Annotated in this window: 23 protein-coding genes; 2 read left to right on the top strand and 21 right to left on the bottom strand. The window is 58.5% G+C overall.

Annotated elements, in window-relative coordinates:
- Positions 1-8: 8 nt before the first annotated feature.
- Together MTP37_RS01780 and MTP37_RS01775 are read right to left on the bottom strand one after the other, a co-directional pair.
- Entirely contained in the window at positions 9-1301 is a 1293-nt protein-coding gene (locus MTP37_RS01780; RefSeq protein ID WP_249237938.1) for an adenylosuccinate synthase, read from the bottom strand.
- A gap of 204 nt (positions 1302-1505) precedes the next feature.
- Complete coding sequence (locus MTP37_RS01775) at positions 1506-1730, bottom strand: DUF896 domain-containing protein (RefSeq protein ID WP_154260758.1); 225 nt, start codon at positions 1728-1730, stop codon at positions 1506-1508.
- Positions 1731-1861: 131 nt separating this feature from the next.
- Here MTP37_RS01775 and MTP37_RS01770 point away from each other — a divergent pair, with 131 nt between their 5' ends.
- Positions 1862-2491, top strand: coding sequence for an epoxyqueuosine reductase QueH (locus tag MTP37_RS01770; protein ID WP_249237937.1), 630 nt, complete (start codon positions 1862-1864; stop codon positions 2489-2491).
- A 5-nt stretch (positions 2492-2496) separates the two neighbouring features.
- Here MTP37_RS01770 and MTP37_RS01765 read toward each other — a convergent pair whose 3' ends face one another.
- The 8 genes from MTP37_RS01765 to rsxC all read right to left on the bottom strand — a co-directional run bounded on the left by MTP37_RS01765 (position 2497) and on the right by rsxC (position 9756).
- On the bottom strand, positions 2497-3405 hold the full coding sequence (locus MTP37_RS01765; protein WP_249237936.1) for an EcsC family protein: 909 nt from the start codon (positions 3403-3405) through the stop codon (positions 2497-2499).
- 25 nt (positions 3406-3430) lie between these two features.
- The gene (locus tag MTP37_RS01760; protein WP_249237935.1) at positions 3431-4570 is read right to left on the bottom strand and encodes an MFS transporter; all 1140 of its coding nucleotides are present in this window, start codon (positions 4568-4570) and stop codon (positions 3431-3433) included.
- Positions 4571-4704: 134 nt separating this feature from the next.
- Positions 4705-5604, bottom strand: a complete 900-nt coding sequence (locus MTP37_RS01755; RefSeq protein ID WP_249237934.1) for an RnfABCDGE type electron transport complex subunit B — start codon at positions 5602-5604, stop codon at positions 4705-4707.
- Positions 5605-5619: 15 nt separating this feature from the next.
- Positions 5620-6252 (bottom strand): electron transport complex protein RnfA, encoded by a 633-nt coding sequence (locus tag MTP37_RS01750; RefSeq protein WP_005943888.1) that lies wholly within the window; start codon positions 6250-6252, stop codon positions 5620-5622.
- A 1-nt stretch (position 6253) separates the two neighbouring features.
- Positions 6254-6919, bottom strand: a complete 666-nt coding sequence (gene rsxE, locus MTP37_RS01745; RefSeq protein ID WP_005943886.1) for an electron transport complex subunit RsxE — start codon at positions 6917-6919, stop codon at positions 6254-6256.
- Positions 6920-6935: 16 nt separating this feature from the next.
- Complete coding sequence (locus tag MTP37_RS01740; protein ID WP_249237933.1) at positions 6936-7484, bottom strand: FMN-binding protein; 549 nt, start codon at positions 7482-7484, stop codon at positions 6936-6938.
- Complete coding sequence (locus MTP37_RS01735) at positions 7481-8440, bottom strand: RnfABCDGE type electron transport complex subunit D (RefSeq protein ID WP_097777391.1); 960 nt, start codon at positions 8438-8440, stop codon at positions 7481-7483. The genes MTP37_RS01740 and MTP37_RS01735 overlap by 4 nt, the downstream gene beginning before the upstream one ends.
- The gene (rsxC, locus tag MTP37_RS01730) at positions 8440-9756 is read right to left on the bottom strand and encodes an electron transport complex subunit RsxC (RefSeq protein ID WP_242959231.1); all 1317 of its coding nucleotides are present in this window, start codon (positions 9754-9756) and stop codon (positions 8440-8442) included. Before rsxC ends, MTP37_RS01735 begins: the two co-directional genes overlap by 1 nt.
- A 312-nt stretch (positions 9757-10068) precedes the next feature.
- Between rsxC and MTP37_RS13085 the strand changes: the two genes are divergently transcribed.
- Entirely contained in the window at positions 10069-10194 is a 126-nt protein-coding gene (locus MTP37_RS13085) for a hypothetical protein (protein ID WP_005943878.1), read from the top strand.
- 144 nt (positions 10195-10338) lie between these two features.
- Here the strand turns inward: MTP37_RS13085 and MTP37_RS01725 are convergent, their stop codons facing one another.
- The 11 genes from MTP37_RS01725 to MTP37_RS01675 all read right to left on the bottom strand — a co-directional run bounded on the left by MTP37_RS01725 (position 10339) and on the right by MTP37_RS01675 (position 20729).
- Complete coding sequence (locus MTP37_RS01725; protein ID WP_249237932.1) at positions 10339-10782, bottom strand: hypothetical protein; 444 nt, start codon at positions 10780-10782, stop codon at positions 10339-10341.
- A 236-nt stretch (positions 10783-11018) separates the two neighbouring features.
- On the bottom strand, positions 11019-11555 hold the full coding sequence (locus MTP37_RS01720; protein WP_249235440.1) for a DUF5662 family protein: 537 nt from the start codon (positions 11553-11555) through the stop codon (positions 11019-11021).
- 177 nt (positions 11556-11732) lie between these two features.
- On the bottom strand, positions 11733-13610 hold the full coding sequence (locus MTP37_RS01715; protein WP_249237931.1) for a glycosyltransferase family 2 protein: 1878 nt from the start codon (positions 13608-13610) through the stop codon (positions 11733-11735).
- Between the two features lies 1 nt (position 13611).
- On the bottom strand, positions 13612-14355 hold the full coding sequence (locus MTP37_RS01710; protein WP_005943870.1) for an ABC transporter ATP-binding protein: 744 nt from the start codon (positions 14353-14355) through the stop codon (positions 13612-13614).
- Between the two features lie 12 nt (positions 14356-14367).
- The gene (locus MTP37_RS01705) at positions 14368-15177 is read right to left on the bottom strand and encodes an ABC transporter permease (RefSeq protein WP_223388262.1); all 810 of its coding nucleotides are present in this window, start codon (positions 15175-15177) and stop codon (positions 14368-14370) included.
- 6 nt (positions 15178-15183) lie between these two features.
- Entirely contained in the window at positions 15184-15750 is a 567-nt protein-coding gene (gene rfbC, locus MTP37_RS01700; protein WP_249237930.1) for a dTDP-4-dehydrorhamnose 3,5-epimerase, read from the bottom strand.
- Positions 15751-15875: 125 nt separating this feature from the next.
- Entirely contained in the window at positions 15876-17189 is a 1314-nt protein-coding gene (locus tag MTP37_RS01695; protein ID WP_249237929.1) for a D-alanyl-D-alanine carboxypeptidase family protein, read from the bottom strand.
- 96 nt (positions 17190-17285) lie between these two features.
- Entirely contained in the window at positions 17286-17876 is a 591-nt protein-coding gene (locus MTP37_RS01690) for a dipicolinate synthase subunit B (RefSeq protein WP_249237928.1), read from the bottom strand.
- Positions 17873-18664 (bottom strand): NAD(P)-dependent oxidoreductase, encoded by a 792-nt coding sequence (locus MTP37_RS01685; RefSeq protein ID WP_249237927.1) that lies wholly within the window; start codon positions 18662-18664, stop codon positions 17873-17875. The genes MTP37_RS01690 and MTP37_RS01685 overlap by 4 nt, the downstream gene beginning before the upstream one ends.
- Before the next feature lie 343 nt (positions 18665-19007).
- The gene (locus MTP37_RS01680) at positions 19008-19601 is read right to left on the bottom strand and encodes an ECF transporter S component (RefSeq protein WP_005943857.1); all 594 of its coding nucleotides are present in this window, start codon (positions 19599-19601) and stop codon (positions 19008-19010) included.
- 147 nt (positions 19602-19748) lie between these two features.
- The gene (locus tag MTP37_RS01675) at positions 19749-20729 is read right to left on the bottom strand and encodes a Gfo/Idh/MocA family protein (RefSeq protein WP_249237926.1); all 981 of its coding nucleotides are present in this window, start codon (positions 20727-20729) and stop codon (positions 19749-19751) included.
- Positions 20730-20732 lie beyond the last annotated feature (3 nt).

Below are 20732 nucleotides of genomic sequence, written 5' to 3'. Positions count from 1 at the left end.
CGGGAACATCAGACGCGATGGATGTAAGCCTCACGCTCGGCACCCACCGAGATATAGGCGATCTTGCAGCCAACAGCCTTTTCCAGATATTCCACGTAGGCCTGTGCTTCCTTGGGCAGGTCTTCCCACTTGCGGGCCGCGGTGATATCGCAGTGCCAGCCGGGCAGGTACTCCACCACGGGCTGTGCGGTATCCAGAGCTTCACCCATGGGGAAGCGGGTGGTGGTGCTGCCGTCGGTCAGCTTATAAGCGGTGACCATGGGGATCTTTTCCATGTAGTCCAGCACGTCCAGCAGGGTCAGAGCAACTTCATCGCAGCCCTGGCAGAACACGCCGTAGCGGCTTGCCACCAGATCGATGGGGCCCACGCGGCGGGGACGGCCGGTGGCTGCGCCGTACTCGTGGCCAGCCTCACGCAGGTCGTGCTTTTCCTCTTCGGTCATTGCCAGCTCGGCAGTGAAGGGGCCGTCGCCCACGCAGGAGGAGTAAGCCTTCATGACGCCGATGGAGTTGTGCAGCTTGTGGCCCGGGATGCCTGCGCCGATGGGAGCGTAGGCACCGATGACGTTGGAAGAGGTGGTATAGGGGTAGATGCCGAAATCGATGTCGCGCAGAGCGCCCAGCTGTGCCTCAAACAGCACCTTCTTGCCCTCGGCGTCGGCATCAGCCAGATACTGGCCCACATCGCAGATGTAGTCCTTGAAGATGGCGGCATACTTTTCGAGCCATGCCCACATCTCATCCACGTTGATGGGAGCGGCGTTGTAGCTGCCCTCCATCACCAGATTCTTGGAGTCCACCATGGTGATGAGGCGCTTCTTCACCGCGTCATCCAGATGCAGCAGGTCGCCCATGCGCAGGGTCTTCTTCATGTACTTATCACCGTAAGCGTAGGCGATGCCGCGCTTGGTGGAGCCGAACTGTGCGCCGGTCTTGGACAGACGGGCTTCTTCCAGACCATCCTGCTCCACATGGTAGGGCATGGTGATGGTTGCACGGTCGGAGATCTTCAGGTTTGCCGGGCTGATCTCAACGCCCTGCTCCCGCAGCTTGTTGATCTCGCCGTCCAGATGATGCGGGTCGATGACCATGCCGTTGCCCATGACGCAGACGACATTGGGGCGCAGGATGCCGGAGGGCAGCAGGTTCAGCACGAACTTGCCGCGCTCGTTCTTCACCGTGTGACCGGCGTTGTTGCCGCCCTGATAGCGTGCAACGATGTCATACTCCTGGCTGATGAGGTCGACCATGCGGCCCTTGCCTTCATCGCCCCAGTTGATACCCGTAATTGCAGTAAGCATAATAAATGACCTCTTTATCATTTTTTCAAAAGACAGCCTTTTCCGTGCACCTTGCCCGGGATACGCCACCTTGGGAAAGCGCACCGGCGCATCATGCACGCACCAATGCTAGTATAGTATAGCACAGTTTTCCGCGCAAAAAAAGAGGAAAGCGCAGCTTTGAGCTGCGTTTTCCTCCAAAAAAGTGCGCGTAAAATTGTGCGTTCAGCTGCGGGGCTTCTCAAGGTCGGCACGGAGGGTCACCTTGTGGATGGTTCCGTCCGGCTCCTGAATGGAGGTGTTGGCCAGCTGTGCGCGCAGGCTGGCCTTCATATCATCGATGTACTCGCGGCGCAGAGCCTGCTGCTCTGCCTTCTCGGCCTCGGTCAGGCCGGTGGTCTTGCTCTTTTTTGCCAGCTCGTTGATGCGGGCGATCTTTTCCTGTGTCATGGGGCCTCCTGTATTTTCAAGCGGAATATGTTATAATAAGAAAACAAACCCTCTCAGTCATTGCTGTGCAATGCCAGCTCCCCCGAAGGGGCGAGCTTTTTAAGGAATTTTCTCAATCAGTATAACAAAGGATGATAAAAATGGCAACTCAATTGAATTTTGCACAGCAGATGGATGCCGTGCTCAAGGAGCTGGGCGGCACCCGTCCGCGCCTGCTGCTGCACGCCTGCTGCGGGCCCTGTTCCAGCGCCGTGCTGGAACAACTGTGCCAGTATTTTGAAATCACGGTGCTTTACTATAACCCCAACACCTGGCCTGCGGAAGAATACCACCGCCGCGGCGAGGAACTGAAGAAGTTCGTGGCGGCAGCCCATCCTCTGGGTGTGACCGTGGTGGAGGACCACTACGACCCGCAGGAGTTCTACTCCGCCGTCACCGGCCTTGAAAACGAGCCGGAGCGGGGCAGTCGGTGCACGGTCTGCTACCGGCTGCGGATGCGCCGGGCGGCGCAGTACGCCAGTGAAAACGGCTTTGACTGGTTCACCACCACGCTGTCCATCAGCCCCCACAAGGACGCCAAGCGCATCAACGCCATCGGACAGGAGCTGGAGGCAGAATTCGGGGTCAAGCATCTGCCCTCAGACTTCAAAAAGCACAACGGCTATCTGCGCAGCCTGCAGCTTTCGGAGGAATACGGCCTGTACCGGCAGGATTACTGCGGGTGCGAGTTCAGCGCAAAAGCAAGAGGGATCGGAAACTAAGCTTTTTAGTTTATTTCTTTATATTCTACCTCAATTTTTTTGTTCATTTCTTTTTCTTCTTCGGTTTCATGATAAAGAGGATTACTAAGATACGTATCTTTCAGCGCATCTTTCAACCGGTCACAGCATGGTTTAAACGTGAAAAATGTAATTCCGCCACCAAGTGCACCGCCCACTACAGGAATTGCTTTTCTGAAGAAGCCTGCATAGATTTGCTTCGACATTTTGACTCCAAACCATTTGGAAACTGATTTTACAATTGGATAGATTGTTCCTTTCGTCAACGAAAACCGCAACAATCTCTGCTCCACTCCACGTCCCAGTGCATTTGCCATTGTCTTTAATGCAGTATTTGCACCTTGCACACCAGACATAACACCCATGCAAAGGATCAGGATATTCATCGTTTCGGAATCCATCATTGCCTTTTCATTTCCTGTGTCTATCTGTTGAAAACCGTAAAGATACATTAGTTTCTGTGTGGCACGAAGCAGATATCCATAATACTGTGCCAAATCGGCAGGAATTGTTCCTACCATCGCTATACCGCCTGGCATGCCAAGCGCCGCTGAAATTCCTGAAACACAATTGCGCTCAAATTTTATAACTTCATCTGCCAGTTTATCAACTTCCCTCGGATTGATTTTCGCCTGTGCCGGATTCAGTTGGACGATTTTGTCAACAACATTCTCCGGATGATTTTTCATAAATTCTCTTCTTAAAAAATCCTCTCTATTAACACGTATCCCCGGAACCCGCATTCCAAGTGCGATAATGTCTTCAATGTCAATTTCACCGTTGCCATTTACATCAATCGCCTGCACTATAGCCTTTTGGGGTGCAGATAAAGCATTTTTTAATTTATTCTCTGCTTTTTCTTCTTTCTTTGTTCTCTGGCTCGTATCGTTTTTCATTCTTCTGTTCTCCTTTCGCTCACTTTTACTCTTCCGGCAATCTAGCCACCAGCAGGGTGAAAATAATCAGCCCCACACAGGGCACGATATTGGATGCCATACCGGCGGCAAGGCCCGTCTTTTCGGCCACGATGCCGATGATCCACGGCATGAGGATGGCACCGCTGGACGCCGCCGGCAGCATGATGCCCATGCTGGTAACGCTGGTCATGCGGCCTGCGCTGGCGACCGCAGTGGGGTTCAGACCTGCCATCGAGAATGCAAATGCAAACAGCAGCACAATGGCCATGCCCTGCGTGTCAGCCCGCACCAGCAGCACATAGAAGAAGGTGCACAGCACGCTCATGCCCACCATGGCCTTGCGCGGGTTCTTGAACGGGAACACGAACGCAATGAGCAGGCGTGCCACCAATGTGGCACCCCACATCACCGTGACGGTGTAGGCCGCCAGCGAACCGGCAATGATGCCGCTACCCTTAAAATAGGTCACCATCCAGCCGGTAACGCTCTGCTCCGCCGCGTTCTGGCAGAACAAAAGGCCGGTCAGCAGCCAGAAGCGCGGTGCATGCAGAAAGCTCCAGTCGATGACCTCTTTCGTCCGGGCTGTTTTCTGACTCCCGCCGCCCAGCGGAGTAAATCCATACACCAGCCAGAGCAGCAGGCCCAGCACCGCCAGCAGGAATACTGCCAGTGCGGTGCTCACCCTTGCCGCCGCTGCAATGAGGAAGGGACACAGCAGTGCACCGCAGGCGTAACAGCTGTGCATCAGGTTCATGCCCCGGGTACGGTTGGCCGAGTTATCGCTGACCAGAATGGTGCAGGTGTTCATGACGCTGCCCTTGGCGATGCCCACCAGAAAAAACGCCAGCGCCAGCACCGCCACGGCACCCGTCAGGCCCATCAGGCTGTAGCCCACCGCGTAGCCGATGGTCAGCAGCAGCACGCTGCGTTTCATGCCCAGCGCACTGGGCAGCACGCCCACCAGAAACCCGGCGATCAGGTTGCCGATGCTCATGAGCGAGAGCAGGGTGCCGGTCATGCCGTAGGCAAAGCCGTGCTCTTCCTGCAAAAGGCTGACCACAACGCCAGCGCTGATGGCGCAGATGCCGCTGAAGAAGAAGGTAAGAAAGCCTGTATTCCGCAGGCGTGCAGACTGTTGTTCCATGGTGTTTCTCTCCTTGCGGAAATATCCTCCTTCTATTTAACCACAATTTCGCCTCATTGCAACCGGATTTTCTTACAAAAAGCTGCAAAAAGCCCGCCGGGCATCGCTGCACGGCGGGCTTTGGTTTTTACAGTTTACTCTGCCTTGGTCTCGGGCTTTGCCTCAGCCTTGGCTTCCGGCTTTGCTGCAGGGGCAGCAGCGGGAGCGGCGGGCTTCACCACCGGCTTCGGGGGATTGGGGTCATCCTTCAGCGGGAAGAGGATGATGTGCTTGGGGCACTTCTGGGCACACATGCCGCAGCCCTTGCACTTGTCGTAGTCGATGCGGGCCACGCCATCCACCACGTGGATAGCGTCAAACTTACAGGTGCGCTCGCACATACCGCAGGCAATGCAGGAGGTGGTGCAGGCCTTCATGGCCACAGGACCCTTGTCCTTGTTGGAGCACATGACCACCGGCTTGCGCGGGCCGCCCACGTCGATCATAATGACCTGCTTGGGGCAGATGTTTGCGCAGGCACCGCAGCCGGTGCACTTGTCCTTGTCCACCTTGGCCACGCCGTCCACAATGTGGATGGCATCGAACTTACACACCTTGGTGCAGTCGCCCAGACCAACGCAGGCAAAGGAGCAGGTCTTGGGGCCGCCGTACAGCGCAGCAGCGGCTGCGCAGGTCTGGATGCCCTTGTAATCGTAAGCAGGCTTGCAGTGCTCGGAATTGCCCTGACACTGGACAACCGCCTTCTTTTCCACGGCGCTGGCCGTGCCGCCCATGATCTTGGCAATGGCAGCGGCAGCCTTGGGGCCGCCGGGTGCGCACTTGTCACAGGGCACGCCGTCCATGACCACAGCCTTTGCGTAGTCCGCACAGCCTGCGTAGCCGCAGCCGCCGCAGTTTGCACCGGCAAGGCAGTTGGTAACTTCTTCAATGCGGGGGTCTTCCTCCACCGCCATGAACTTGGCCGCTGCGACCAGAACGATCGCGCCGACTGCGCCCACGATGGTACACAGGATAACAGCAGATACAATATTCATAATCCTGTTCCTCCCTTACAGCGTGACATTGAACAGGTTTTCGACGATGCCGCCGAAGCCCATGAAGGACAGGCTGGTGATTGCTGCTGCGATCAGAGTGATGGGCAGGCCCTTGAAGGGTGCCGGGGGATCGCAGGCTTCCACGCGCTTGCGCACGCCGCTGAACATGACCATGGCCAGCATGAAGCCGCAGCCTGCGCCGATGGCACAGACCAGAGCCTCAATGTAAGCAACACCGAAGCCCATAGCAGCCACATCTGCGCCGTAGTCGCCCACGACCAGAATGGTGACAGCCAGAACACAGCAGTTGGTGGTGATCAGGGGCAGGTAAACGCCCAGAGAGTTATACAGTGCAACCACGTACTTCTTGAGGAAGATCTCGATGAACTGCACCAAAACAGCAATGACCAGAATGAACACGATGGTCTGCAGGTAGCTCAGACCAGCCGGGTCCAGAATGAAGATCTGAATGGGGAAGGTAACGGCCGTTGCCATGAACATGACGAAGATAACGGCGCCGGACATACCAACCGCAGAATCCAGCTTTTTGGAAACGCCCAGGAACGGGCAGATACCGTAGAACTTCACCAGCACGTAGTTGTTGACCAGGATCATGCTGAAGAAGATCGCAGCGAGTTTTACTAACATCTTATTCTGCCTCCTTCTTCAGGTTATCAAGGTCGCAGCAGCTCTTGCGCTCGATGCGGGCGTCCAGCTTGCCTTCCAGCCACACACAGCCGGCCATCAACAGGCCAAAGCAGAAGAATGCACCGGGAGCCTGTGTCATGATGGAGACCTTGGCAACGCTTTCCGGGATCACCTGGAAGCCCAGCCAGGTGCCGCTGCCCAGGATCTCACGGATGGAGGCCATCAAGGTAGCGGTGAGGGTGTAGCCAACGCCCATGCCCACGCCGTCCAGTGCGGAGTCCACGATGCTGTTCTTGCAGGCGAACATCTCGGCACGGCCCAGAATGATACAGTTGACAACGATCAGGGGCAGGAACACGCCCAGAGCGTTGTACAGGCTTTCCATGTAAGCCTGCATGAACATCTGAACGATGGTCACGAAGCTTGCGATAATGACGATGTAGCAGGGCAGATGCACCTTGCCGGGGATCACCTTGCGCAGCAGGGAGATCATGATATTGGAGCACACCAGCACGAAGGTGAAGGCGGCACCCATGCCCAGAGCGCTGGAAACTGCGGTGGTAACTGCCAGAATGGAGCAGGTACCCAGAACCAGACGCAGAACGGGGTTTTCTTTGATAATGCCGTTGGTAAGGATGCTTACCTTGGACTTATTTTCTTGTGCCATTTCTTACCAACCTCCTTTACGCCAGCTCGTTGTAGCAGTTGACACAGTCATTGATGGCAGCAAACAGAGCGGTGGACGAAATGGTTGCGCCGCTGTAGGCATCGTAATCCTGATTCATCACAATGTTCTGGGTGCCATCCATGCCATCGAACTGCGCCAGGAAGTCGTCACTGCTCACGTTGGAGCCGATGCCCTTGGTCTGGGTAGAAGCGTCCACCCAGATGCCGGTCTCGGCACCATTGGCATCAAAGCCCATGATAACGGTCAGGATACCGCCGTCAAAGCCCTTTTCCTCGGCCTTGATCGCAGTGCTGCCGTCCGGAGTCTTGACCACGCCGGTGATGCCGGCGGTGGTGTAATCGGTCACTTCTTCCAGCTCGCTGGCGTCCGAAACGGAAGGCAGCACGCCGACATAAGCGGCCAGAGTGGTGCGCTTGGTGTTCTCGGCAATGACCGGGGCGGTCATGCCGTTCACCAGTGCCAGCAGCAGGCTGGCGATCAGGGAGATAACGCTCAGCACAACAATGGGCTTGATGGTGCTCTCCCAGTTGGAAGACTTACTCATTTGCCAGCACCCTCCTTTGCTTTCTTTGCAGGCTTGATGTAGCCATACGGGGTCTGACGGGTCAGATCGTTGATGTAGGGGACCCACAGGTTCATGAACAGCAGTGCGAAGGACACGCCCTCGGTGTAGCTGCCCCAGTAACGGATGGCAAAGGTGACGATGCCCAGTGCCACGCCGTACACCAGCTTGCCCTTCAGGGTGAAGGGGCTGGTAACGTAGTCGGTAGCCATGAACACGGCACCGAACAGCAGGCCGCCGCTCAGCACGGCAACCAGAGCCTCGTGCACACTGTGGGTAGCAATGAGGTAGAACACGAACATGCTGCCGACGTAAGAAGCCGGGATGGCAATGCTGATGGTCTTGGTGGCCACCAGATAGATCAGGCCCAGCACGATGGCCAGTGCGCAGGTCTCGCCCAGCACACCGCCATGGATGCCCATGAACAGATCCAGCAGGCTCAGCTTGGACTTATCGGCCACAGCCAGCGGGGTAGCGCTGGACAGCTGGTCCACCGCTGCATCCGGGAACACCCACTTGTTCATGGAACCGGCAAAGCTGATGAACAGCACGATACGGCCCACCAGAGCGGGGTTGGCAAAGTTCATGCCGATGCCGCCGAACAGCTGCTTGACGATGACGATGGCCACCAGATCACCGATGATGAGCTGGCCGATGGGCATGCCCACGGGCACGTTCATGGCCAGAATGATGCCGGTGACGACGGCGGACAGGTCGCTGATGGGGTTGGGCTTCTTGAGCAGCTTGCAGTACAGCCACTCAAAGGCCACGCAGGCCACCACGGACACGGCTGTTACCAGCAGTGCACGCACGCCAAAAATGATGGCAGAGGCCACCACGCAGGGGCACAGGGCGACGATCACGTTGGCCATCAGGCTCTGGGTGGTCTCTTCGCTGCGCACATGCGGGGAAGCCGAAACAATAAGCTTCGTATCCATTACTTATTGCCTCCTTTTTTGATTTCACCAAGGTAGAACGCCTTTGCCAGACTCATCATCTGGGTAACAGGGCGCTTTGCCGGGCAGACGAACGAGCAGCTGCCGCAGTTGAAGCAGTAGTCTGCATGCAGCTTGCCCAGCTCCTGCACATCGCGTGCAGCGTAAGCCTGATTGACCTCCACAGGCTCCAGACCCATGGGGCAGTACTCCACGCAGCGGCCGCAGCGGATGCAGGGATTTACCGGTGCAGGCTCTGCAGCGGCCTTGCTCAGGAAGATCAGGCCGGAGGTGGTCTTGGTGGTGGGGTAGCTCAGGTTCTCCACAGCGGGGCCCATCATGGCACCGCCGGCAACCACCTTGCCCAGCTCGCCCTTGACGCCCGCAAAATCGATGATGTCCTGATAGGCAGTGCCCACGGGGACAACGATGTTCTGGGGCTTTGCGCAGGCGTCGCCGTCCACGGTGATGGTGCGCTCGACCACCGGCATACCGGTAGCCAGATACTTGCCAAGGGTGGAGACGCTGGTCACGTTCATGACGATAGCGCCGGCATCTGCGGGCAGACCGCCGTGGGGCACTTCGCGGCCCAGACACTTTTCAATGAGGATCAGCTCTGCGCCGGTGCCGTAGACACTGGGCAGGGGCTTGACCTCGATGGTGCTGTCGCCATTGGTCTTTTTGCACAGCAGGTCGATGCACTCGGGCTTGTTGTTCTCAATGCCGATGACGCACTTCGGGATGCCGGTGTACTGCAGCACGGCCTTGATGCCGCGGATGATATCATCGCTGCAGTTCAGCATCTCCTGCGTATCACTGGTCAGCCACACTTCGCACTCGGAAGCGTTGATCAGCAGGGTATCCACCTGCTGCTTGGGCTGCAGTTTTACGTCGGTCGGGAAGCCTGCGCCGCCCAGACCGACCAGACCGCACTCACGCACAGCCTTGAGGAAGCTGGCCTTATCGGTCACTTCCGGTGCCTTGACAGCCGGGTCCACGGTCTGTTTGCCATCGGTCTTGATAACGACAGAGTCGCACATGCGGCCATTGGACAGACGGAAGGGCTCCACCGCGGCAACCGTGCCGGAAACGCTGGAGTGGATGTTTGCAGAGACGAAGCCGCCAGCCTCGCCGATCTTAGTGCCAACGAATACCTCGTCGCCCTTTTTGACCAGAGCTTTGGCGGGAGCGCCGATATGCTGGCTCATGAGGATGCGTACCTGCGCGGGCAGAGGCATCGGGATCGGTTTGCTTGCAGCAGTTGCCTTGTCATGCGGCGTATGCGCGCCAAGCGCCGCACGTTTCAGCTTGTTCAACATGGAATTCAAATCCCCCATTCTGCTTGAATTGCCGCCCCCACGCCCATGCAGGCGCACTGGTACAGGGACAGCAGCTGCTTAACACACTTATTGTATCATTTTGGCGTGGGAAGTCAACGACAATGGCGCAAAAATGATGTAATTTCCTGAACTTTCTTTTCATTTTTTCGTGGTTATATACAACTAACCACCGTATTTTTCTTCCTGCATCCGGTGTTTGCCTTTGCATGCGGATTATGCTATACTAAGGGCAAGCAAAAACTGCGGAACGTCCCCCGCTCCGCGCCAGACTTACCAAGGAGGCTTGAAACGATGAAGGTTCTCAAAGCACTGCTCGCCGTCCTCACTGCTCTGGCGGTGGCCCTGACCGCCGCGCTGCTGTTCATTCAGGATAAGAACGCACCCCGTTATATCCAGATCTACGAGAACGAGCAGTAACCCCGCGTCCTGCGCAAAAACATCCCCCAGCCTGAGCGGCACGCCGCTGCCCGGGCTGGGGGATTTGTGGTTTTATGGCATTTTCCGTTTTCCGGCCATGCAAAAAGGGAAGTCCCGCAACAGGGACCTCCCTTTGGTTTTTGCTCAGTACACGACAACAATCGTATATGTCCAGCCACACGCCGAGAACGTAGCGGCACCCACATACTGACTGTCGCTCCTGCTAACCGTCGATTTATAGTTATCAAAACTTTCCTTGGTGACCGAGTTCGGATCCCGGAAGATCATCTGGCCCTTATAGGTACAGCCTTCTGCCAGTGTCTGCTGCATCTGCATCGTGCTATCCCACAGCTCATCTTTCGTAGCACTGCCCTCGTAGTAATTCTTGAGCACCGCAGCCGCATTCTGTGCATTTGTATCCGCTTCGCTGCTACGGGTCAGTGCACTCTGGCTGTAGGTTTCTGTACGGAGCTGGTTCAGCACCTCCAGCACATGCGCCTCCGGGTCGGTGCCGCCGCAGGCGGTCAGCATTGCCAGCACCATCACTGCTGCCAGTGCTGCTGCCATGATCTTTTTGAACAGCTTCATTTTGTATTCCTCCTGAATATCAGAGTTTTTTCACACTCAAGCGGAGCCCCTCCGGCTTGGATGAGTTAAGTTTACCCCCCTTCGTACCCTTTTGTCAATGCGTGGATAACACAAAAAATGACATGTATTTTTGCAGTCCCGCGTGATGGTCAACCGGAGTGGTTTTGTGTTTTTCATGGCATACAAAAAACACCGCCGGGTCTCCCTCAGCGGTGTTTTTATACAAACCATTCCTTTTAGTAATCTTTTTCGCAGCCCAGCAGGTATTTCATGTGCTCAAAGGTGCGGTCATGCCCAAGGTCGCGCACCATTTTCAGCAGCTCTTCCAGCAGGGCGCGGGTCTCCGGGTGGAGCAGGTAGTGGGTCTTGCTGCGCTCGTAGTATTCCCACGGGGAAGCATCGGTGTACCTGTCGCCCAGATAGATCTGGCTGGCGGCCACGCGGTCGCACACCATTTCGCACACATAGCGCAGGGGCATCTTCATGCCGGCAAGGCCCGCCTTCCGGGTGCTGTAGTCGATCCAGTATTCCAGATGGTGCTTGTTGCGGCCCTTGTGGTGCAACCACGCGGAGGAGTAGCCCCGCGCCGCGCGCTCGGCCTCGTTGGGGCTGTGGTCGCCCTGATAGTAGATGCACCCCGGGATGAACTCGGTGGGGCTGTACTTGCTCAGGTCATGGGCAAGGCCCTGCTCGTAGAGTCCGCAGGCAAAACAGTATTTCATCACCAGCAGCTTGTGCCGGGTGATGGTCTCAAAATGGCCTTTGATGTTCATTTGGTGCTCCTCCTAATAACCCTCTCAGCCATCGCTGCGCGATGTCAGCTCCCCCGAAGGGGGAGCTTTTTCCCTGCGAATCGGCAAGTTTTTCCTGCAAACAGAAGGTTTTCTTTTCCTCCACAGCGCATAAAGCTCCCCCTTCGGGGGAGCTGGCGCGATAGCGCCTGAGAGGGTTCATCCCCTCCACTGCACCGTGATGCGTCCCTCTTTCAGCCCGCGCAGATCATTGCTTTCGGAAAAATCCTCCCGGTCCATGGTCAGGTTGGGGTTATAGTAGGGGTCGTGCAGGATGTTCGCCTTGCCGTGCACGGTATACAGCCGCTGCTGCTCGGCGGCAAAGCGCCGGGCCTTCACCGGGTCTTTTTCGTCGCCGCCGCGGCTCTTGCTCTCGTAATGGGTCAGCCGGGCGTAGGGCGTCCACGCAATGCGGTACCCTGCATCCCGCACCCGCAGGCAGAAATCCACATCGTTGAAGGCCACCGCAAAGGCTTCGTCCAGACCGCCCACTTCGTCCCACACGCTGGTCTTTACCAGCAGGCAGGCACCGGTGACGGCGGAAAAGTCCTGCACCGTGGCAGCGCGGAACATGTAGCCGCTGCCGCCCGCCTTGCGGTATTTGTGGCTGTGGCCCGCGTAGCCGCCAAGGCCGGTCACAACGCCTGCATGCTGCAACGTCTCGTCCGGGTAGAGCAGCTCCGCGCCGCAGATGGCCGCGCCGCTGGGGTGGGCGCACTGCCGCAGCAGCTCGGTGAGCCAGTCGGCATTGCGCACCTCCACGTCGTTGTTCAGCAGCAGCAGATAATCCCCGCTGGCGTACTGCCGGCCAAAGTTGTTGATGCCGGAAAAGTTGAAGCCCTTCTGCGGGTAGTTGACCACCTGCAGGCCGTCGTAGCGCTGCCGGGCTTCCTTATAATAGGTAAAGGTGGCCGGGTCGGTGGAGTTGTTCTCGATGACGATGACCTCAAAGTTCTCCCAGCTGGTTTTGGTCCAGATGCTGTGCAGGCACTTTTCCAAATCCTCGGTGTGGTCCTTATTGGGGATGAGGATGCTTACCTTCGGTTCGCCCACAATGTCCCACTTCACCCGGTAGGTGCTGGGGAACAGGCCATCCTCCACGGTGCCGGTGCGTCCGGTACGGGCCAGATGGTCGGCCAGCGCCTTTTTTGCCGCCGCCGCCACATAGGGCTTAGCGTCCGCGCCGCCGGAAGTGGAGCCTGCGTGCACCCGCCAGTAGTAGAGCACCTGCGGTACATGGGCTGCGCCGCCGGTCTTTTCGGCAAGGCGCAGGAACAGGTCGTGGTCCTGACTGCCGTCGCACTCCGGGCGCTCGCCGCCAATGGCGTCCCACAGGGCTTTCCGGAACACCGCCAGATGGCAGATGTAGTTGCAGCACAGCAGGTAGTCTGGGGCGTAGTCCGGCTTGAAGTGGGCCACCATGGGCCGCTGGATGCTCTTGGTGAACAGTGCCTCGTCGCTGTACAGAAAGCCGTCCGGCTCGCCGCGCTGCCGCAGCTGCAGAATGGCTTTGCCCATGGTGTACAGGGCATGGGGTGCCAGAATGTCATCGTGGTCGGCAAGGGCCAGATATTCCCCTGCGGCAAGCTCTGCCGCAGCATTTGTATTTGCCGCAATGCCCTTGTTTTCGATCTTTTTGTATACGATACGTTGATATTTTGTCTGATATTCCTCTACGATGCGCTTCACATCGGCATGTTCTGCATCGGAAGCATCCGCAAGGCAGAGCTGACCGTTGGGGGCTGTCTGGTTCACAAAGGAATCCAGAAATTCCCGCAGGTATTTTTCCGGTGTATTATACAGTGGGGTCAGGATGCTGATGGTGGGCAGGCCGCAGTCTGCCGCCGTTTTGCCGGCCATTTCTGCTTTTTGGGCTTCCAGCACCTTTTTGGCGGGCAGATAGCGGGCACGCTTGCCAAAGCAGCGGCGCTTGACAAAGCCCGCGCCCCGTTTGAGCATGGTGGGCAGGCCCTCGTCCCTCGTCAGCTGCACCGCATAGCCTGCCAGTTCTCTGGCACGTTTCAGTCGTACATTCATATCAGGCCTCGCCGCGCTGCGTTGCCTTGTAGGCCGCGCAGACCGTTGCCGTATCGCCGTTCATTTTCAGGTGGCCGTGGCTCAGCCATGCCACCTTGCTGCACATGCGCTCGATCTGCTCGATGGAGTGGGACACCAGAATGACCGTGGTGCCGCCTGCCATCAGCTCCTGCATCCGCTTTTCGCACTTCTGCTGGAACAGGAAATCGCCCACCGAAAGCACCTCGTCCGCAATGAGGATATCGGGCTTGGTGATGGTGGCAATGGCAAAGCCGATGCGGGCCACCATGCCGGAGGAGTAGTTCTTCAGCGGCACATCCAGAAAGTTCTGCAGCTCGCTGAACTCCACGATCTCATCAAATTTTTCGTCCAGATACTTGGGCGAGAAGCCCAGCACCGTGCCGTTGAGATAGATGTTCTCGCGGGCGGTCAGGTCCATATCAAAGCCCGCGCCCAGCTCGATGAGCGGGGCGATGGAGCCGCGGACCGTCACCTTGCCCTTGCTGGGCTTGTACACGCCCGCAATGGTCTTGAGCAGGGTGGACTTGCCCGAGCCGTTCAGGCCCACAAGGCCGTAGAAATCGCCGGGCATGATGTCCAGACTCACGTCCTTGAGGGCGTAAAATTCATCGTACTGCAGGCGGCCCTGCACCATGGCAAGGAAGTATTCCTTCAGGCTCTCATGCTTTTCCTTGGAGAGGTTGAAGCACATGGAAACATTGTCCACTTTGATGATCGGTTCCATTGTTCTTCCTCCTTAAATATGCAGCACAAAGCGGTCCTGCGTTTTGCGGAACACCCACACGCCCACCAGCATGGAGAGCACGGCGCAGCAGCCGCACACCGCGAACATGTTGAAATCCAGCGGGATGCCCCACATCACGGTACGGCGGAAGCCTGTGATGTACCAGTACATGGGGTTCAGCTTGATGATCTGCTGCATGTTGAACCCGCCGATGGAAAAGGTCATCTGGGTGGGGTCGTAGAAGATGGCGGAAAAATACAGCAATGCGGTGATGAACACGCTCCAGATGTGCATGATATCCCGGAAGAACACGGTAGCCGCTGCCAGAAGCAGGCCCACGCCCAGACTGAAGAAGAACAGCGTCACCAGCGGGTAGACCGCCTCGATGAGGGTCAGGTGGAAGGGTGCACCGGTGAAGATCATCACCAGCAGCAGCGCCACAAAGCTGAACACGCAGTTCACCATGGCAAAGCAGCACTTTTCCAGCGGGAAGATATACTTGGGGATATACACCTTTTTGAGCAGGGGCGCTGCGCCCAGCACACTGCTCATGCCGGTGGAGGTGGCCTCGTTGAAGAAGTTGAACAGCAGCTGGCCGCACATCAGGAACACGGCAAAGTTGTCGATGCCGCTGCCCCGCATGTCCATCAGACTGCTGAACACGGCCCAGTACACAAGGCACATGAGCAGCGGGTTCAGAACGCTCCACACCACACCCAGCACGCTGCGGCGGTATTTGAGCTTGAAGTCACGGCTCACAAGGTTCCACAGCAGATAGCGGTAGCACCAGAAGCCGTTCCACATTGCTTTGAATTTTGCCACAGGCGATCACCACTTTTCAAAATATTCAAACTTCTGTGCAGCAAAGGGCTCGTGCAGCTTATCCTTTGCGCTGGTCTTGTGCTCACAGCCGCAGTCCGGCCACTGCACGTTCACGGTGGGGTCATCGTAGGGGATGCCGCCCTCGCTGGTGGGGTCGTAGACATCGGTGCACTTGTAGCAGAACTCTGCCACATCGCTCAGCACCAGAAAACCGTGTGCAAAGCCCTCCGGGATATAGAACATCTTCTTGTTCTCCTCGGACAGGGTGACGCCCACCCACTTGCCGAAGGTGGCGCTGTGGGGGCGGCAGTCCACGGCCACATCGAACACCTCGCCCTTGGTCACGCGCACCAGCTTGCCCTGCGTGTGGTTCTTCTGGAAGTGCAGGCCGCGCAGCACACCGCGGGTGGAGCGGCTCTGGTTGTCCTGTACGAACTCCTTCTCGATGCCGGCTTCGGCAAACTGATCCTTCTGGTAGGTCTCCATAAAGTAACCGCGGTCGTCGCCGAACACCTGCGGCTCAATGACCACAACACCGGGGATCTCGGTCTGAGTAAACGTAAACTTGCCCATAATTTTGTACCTCTCTTTTTGTAAAGCGATTTTGGAAGCGGTCTTTTTCGCGGTGTTCGTCCGCATAAAAGCCGCTTCTCATTTTATCTGGAAAAGTCTGCTCCTGTGCAGGCTTTTGCGCATGATCACCGGCGGCCGGCACGGCGCTTTTTCCGCTTTGCCAGCAGCCGCACCACCACAATGGTCACTGCCGCTGCCGCCGCCGTGGACCCCAGCGAAATGCCCAGCAGCCACAGCACCCGGCTTTTGGGCTTTACCGCTTTTGCCGCTTCCAGCTCTACGCCGGTGCTGCCGTCCAGCAGCTGAGCAAGGCCGGTCACTTCGGCTTCCACCCGGACGCTGGTCTTTTCCTGCTTTGTGCCGTCCTTGACGGTGTACACTGCGTACACCTCCGGCTCGGTGCCCAGCAGATAGGTCTCCGGCAGCTCCAGCGCCACGTCCACATCCTCCGCGGTCAGGCCGTCGGCCAGAAGCAGCCGCACGCCGGGGTCGGAGACGGTCACGGTGCCAAGGCTCCCGCCGCCGCCCATCACCGGCAGCTGCGCGGTCACGCCCCGGGCGGGCAGGTCGGTGTAGCCGGTAAAGGTGCTGAAGGCATAGTCCAGCAGGGTGCGGACATCGTTGTATTTATCGGTGCTCAGCTCGCTCTGCATGGTCACGCAGATGAGCCGGACGCCGTTTTGCTCCGCCAGACAGGCGTAGCTGTAGCGGGCCGTGTTGGTATAGCCGAGCTTGGAGCCCTTGACCGACGTGATATGGTACCGGCTGGAGCCGATGCGCAGCTTGTCCTGCTGGGAAAAGTAGCGGGTCACGGGTTGGATGTTGGTGGGGTCCATGGTGTACATCTCATTGCGGGTGAACACCTGCTCAAAGCCCGGCTGCTCCAGTGCCCAGCGCAGGATCTGCGCCATGTCGTAGCAGCTGGTGTAGTGGTCCTCGTCGCTGATGCCGTGGGGGTTGGAAAAGTGGGTGTGCGCAAGGCCCAGTTCCTTCACCTTTGCGTTCATCTTCTCCACGCCGTCCGCGATGGTGCCGCCGCCGAAATATTCGGCCAGCAGGTTGGCGCCGTCGTTGGCGCTGGCCATCTGGGTGGCATACAGCGCATCCGTCAGGGGGACTTCTTCGCCCTCAAGCAGGGCGATGTGGCTGGAATCGGTGCCTGCCAGCGAGTACACATCCTCGTGGCTCACGGTCAGCTTTGTATCCTCCCAGTTTCCCTGCGCCTTTTCACAGGCAAGACCCAGCGTCATCACCTTGGTGATGGACGCCGGGTGCAGCTCTTCGTTCATATTCTGCTGTGCCAGCACAAGGCCGGTGTCTGCATCGATGATGCAGTAAGCGCGGGTGGCACCAAGGGCAGGGCCAGCCGCCGCAGCCCCCGGCACGAACATACAGAACACAAGCAGCACAGCACACAGCGCTGCGGTCAGTTTTTTCATCTGGTTTTCTCCATCGAAGCTTATTCTGCTCGGCCGTACCGCACCGGCAAAGCATCAAATTCAGTATACCACATTTTGTCCCGGCTGAAAAGCCATTCAGACGTTGTTTTGCAGCAGAACAGGCTGCAGCTGCCGCCCGGCCAGCGCAGCGTCCAGTGCAGCGGGCAGACGGGCAAAGTCCGCCTTCAGGCTGCTGGGCTTGGCAATAGGGTCATCCTGCCCGTAGGGCACAAAATAGTAATGCTTGCGCTGGAAAAGCCGGGCGATGTTCTCCCCCGACGCCCCCAGCCCATCGTTGGTGGAAATGCCCACCAGCACCGGGCACCCCACTCGCAGCAGGCTCTTTGCCGCCAGCGTCACCGGCGTATCGGAAAGGCCCGCTGCCAGCCTTGCCAGCGTAGCCCCGGTGCAGGGCGCAATGACCAGCGCCTGTGCCATCTGTCTGGGGCCCAGCGGTTCCACGGCCTGCAGGGTATCCAGCACCGGGTGCCCGGTAAGGGTCTCCAGCCGTTCCTTCCAGAATGTTCCGGTGCCAAAGCGGGTGTCCTGCCCGGCCGCAAAACTCATGATGGGCAGCAGATCCCAGCCCTGCAGCGTCAGCATCCGCGCTGCTTCCAATGCCGTTTCCAGCGTGCAGAAGCTGCCGCACACTGCAAATGCGGCGCTTCCCCTTTTCTGTGTGGTCATGTGCATTCCTCCCGCTCCCGCAAAATGGCCAGCACCGTGCGTGCCACCGCTTCGCCCGCTGTTTCCGGTGCGCAGACCGCCGGCAGGCTCAGTGCATGGATGGCACGGAGGCCCAGCCGCTGCGCTGCCGCAAAGTCCGTTCCGCCGGGCTTCGAGGCCAGATCCACGATCAGGCTTCCGGGCCGCAGGGCCGTCAGCACCGGCTCTGTCAGCACCGGTGCAGGGATCGTGTTCACCACCCGGTCAAAGGCCGGAGCCAGAGTGCCCAGCCGGGCCAGCTCCGCGCCGCGCAGGCCAAGGCTCTCGGCCAGAGCCCGCTGTTCCGGACGCCGGGCACAGACGGTCACATCTGCTCCCAGCGCTGCCAGCCGTGCCCCCAGCGCCTGCCCCACCGGGCCAAAGCCCAGCAGCAGGATGTTTGCGCCCCACAGGGTGCGGGTGCTCTCCCGCAGCAGGATGCCGATGCACCCTTCCGCCGTGGGGATGGCATTGTAGATGGCCAGCTCCGGCCGCGCGTAGTAATCCACCAGCTCCACGCCCGCTTCCTGCGCGATGGTCTTTGCCTGCGCCGAGAGCCTGCCGCCCAGCGCCACCGCGCCGGGCTTTGCGGCACGCAGCAGCTCTGCCAGCGGGGTGCGGCTCTCGTCCAGCGGGAGCGGCAGCAGGATGCAGTCTGCCCGCGCCACCTGTTCGGCCCCGCTCACCGCACAGCCCGCCCGTTCCAGTGCCCGGCCTGCCGCCGCCTGCCGGGCATCGGTGCCCACGATCGCAAACTGCTTTGTCTCCATGCCGTTCCCTCCCCTTTTCCGCTGTGCGCCATCCTATGCAGGAAGATGGAAATACGTGAGAGGGACGATTTTGAATGCGCTCCGCGCTGCTCTGCGCATCTTCAGCGGAAAAAAGATTCTAAATTTCGGGTTTCAGGAAAGTCTGCGGACTTTCCTGAAACCCATTTTCACAGGAAGGGGCTTGGGCGGTGAACAACATGTGCCGGTTCTCGCAAGGTCAAGCCCCCTTTTTGAAGCAGAGCGAGCGGAGCGTTCCCAGCAAAAAGCTCCCCCGGCAGCCGCCGGAGGAGCTTTGGATTTTATTCATAACACGGATGCGCCGCCCTGACATTCAGCACATCTTTTATTTTACGAACTTTGCCACGGCACGGGCTACGATGCCGCCCAGAATGCCGGAGACAAGGAACTCGGCCACGCCCTGCACGCCGACCAGCAGCACCACGAACATAAAGGGGTTCGCAGCGCCCTTGACGGACACCAGGTTCTGCACGTAGTCGCAGCCATAGAAGGCCAGCACGATCCAGCCCATAAAGAACACCGTGTTCAGGAAGGGTGCGCTCATGGCGCTGAGGATGTAGCTCCAGGTGCCGGGCTTGTCAAAGCGCTTCAGGCCGCTGAAGATCAGGCCGCAGCACAGGCCCATCAGCACGCGCATGCCCACACACAGGATAAAGGTGTTAACGGGGCTCACCTGAAACAGTGCGCCGGTCATGGCGGAAGCACCGGTGATGGCGTCATAGAAGCTCACTGCGCCGAACACGCCGCCCAGCAGCGCGCCCACCGCCGGGCCCATGGTGATGGCGCCCACCGCGATGGGAAGGGTCAGGAAGCTCATGTACAGCGGGCCCACAGGCACACTGCCCAGACCCACCATCTTCATGACCAGCTCAATGGCAACCAGCAGTGCCACACGGGTAAGAGTTTTCGTATTTTTCATATTCAGTTTTCCTCCTGCTGCCGTTCCGCCCGATACGTCGGATACGGCGCAAACCTGCCCGCTCTATGCGGGTTTTGGGTAAATATTCAAACAGATTGGAGCGCGTTTTGTCAGGGCGTGTTCCAATGGAAATGGCTGTTTTGAGGGTCAGCGGTCGCACGGGAAGCGGATGCCCGCACTGCGGCGGGCCACCGTCAGCACACGGCTGACCGCGATGGTGGTATCCTGCATCCGGGTGCACAGTTCCTGATCGCCGTTTTCCAGCGCACGGGCAAAAGCTTCAAACTCTGCCGCCTGCCGGGGCCTGCCGCCGTTCAAATTGTAGTGTTCCTCCTTGCCCTCGTTGGGGTGGAAGGTGACGCCGCCGCAGCAGTTGGCGGTGGATTTTTGCAGGATATAGCCCTTCGTGCCCTGAATGATGTACCGGGCCGGGGCCGCGCAGTCCTTGGCGGCGATGCTCACAGCCTTGAAGCCGCTGTAATCCATCGTCAGGATGCCGCTGGTGTCGATGCCGCGCTCCATGTTGGCGGTATATTTTACCTGATTCGGCTCGCCGAACAGGCCCACGATGTAGCTCACATTGTACACGCCCAGATCCATCAGAGCACCGCCGGCACAGGCCGGGTCAAAGGCAGGCTGCACATCGCCTGCACAGAAGGCATCGTACCGGCTGGAATACTGGCTGAAATTGCACTGTACCAGCTTTACGGTGCCGATGCGGGGCAGCAGCTCCCGGATCTTTGCGTAATTTTCAAGATACTGGGTGGTCACAGCCTCGAACAGAAACACCTTTTTGCGCCGCGCCAGCTCCACCAGCTCTTCGGTCTGTGCTGCCGAGGGGGCCAGCGGTTTTTCCACAATCACGTGTTTGCCTGCCTCCAGCGCCACGCGGGCGTAGCGCACATGCTGCAGGTTCGGCACTGCGATGTACACCACATCCACCCACTGCAGCAGCTCCAGAAAGTTGGTGGTGTGCTGCGGCACGCCATACTGGCCGCAAAGGCTTTGGGCCAGCTCGGCGCTGCGCTCGGTGCTGCAGATGGCCTGCACCGCAAAGGGCGTGTGCTCCACCAGCCAGGGCAAAAATTCCCGCACGATCTTTCCCGTGCCAAGAATGCCTAATTTCATCTG

Origin of the sequence: Faecalibacterium sp. HTF-F, assembly GCF_023347535.1 — a bacterium.
GTDB classification, from domain to species: Bacteria; Bacillota; Clostridia; order Oscillospirales; family Ruminococcaceae; genus Faecalibacterium; species Faecalibacterium wellingii.
The sequence above is the reverse complement of the archived record's forward strand: the minus strand, read 5'-3'. Positions and strand labels throughout refer to the sequence as shown.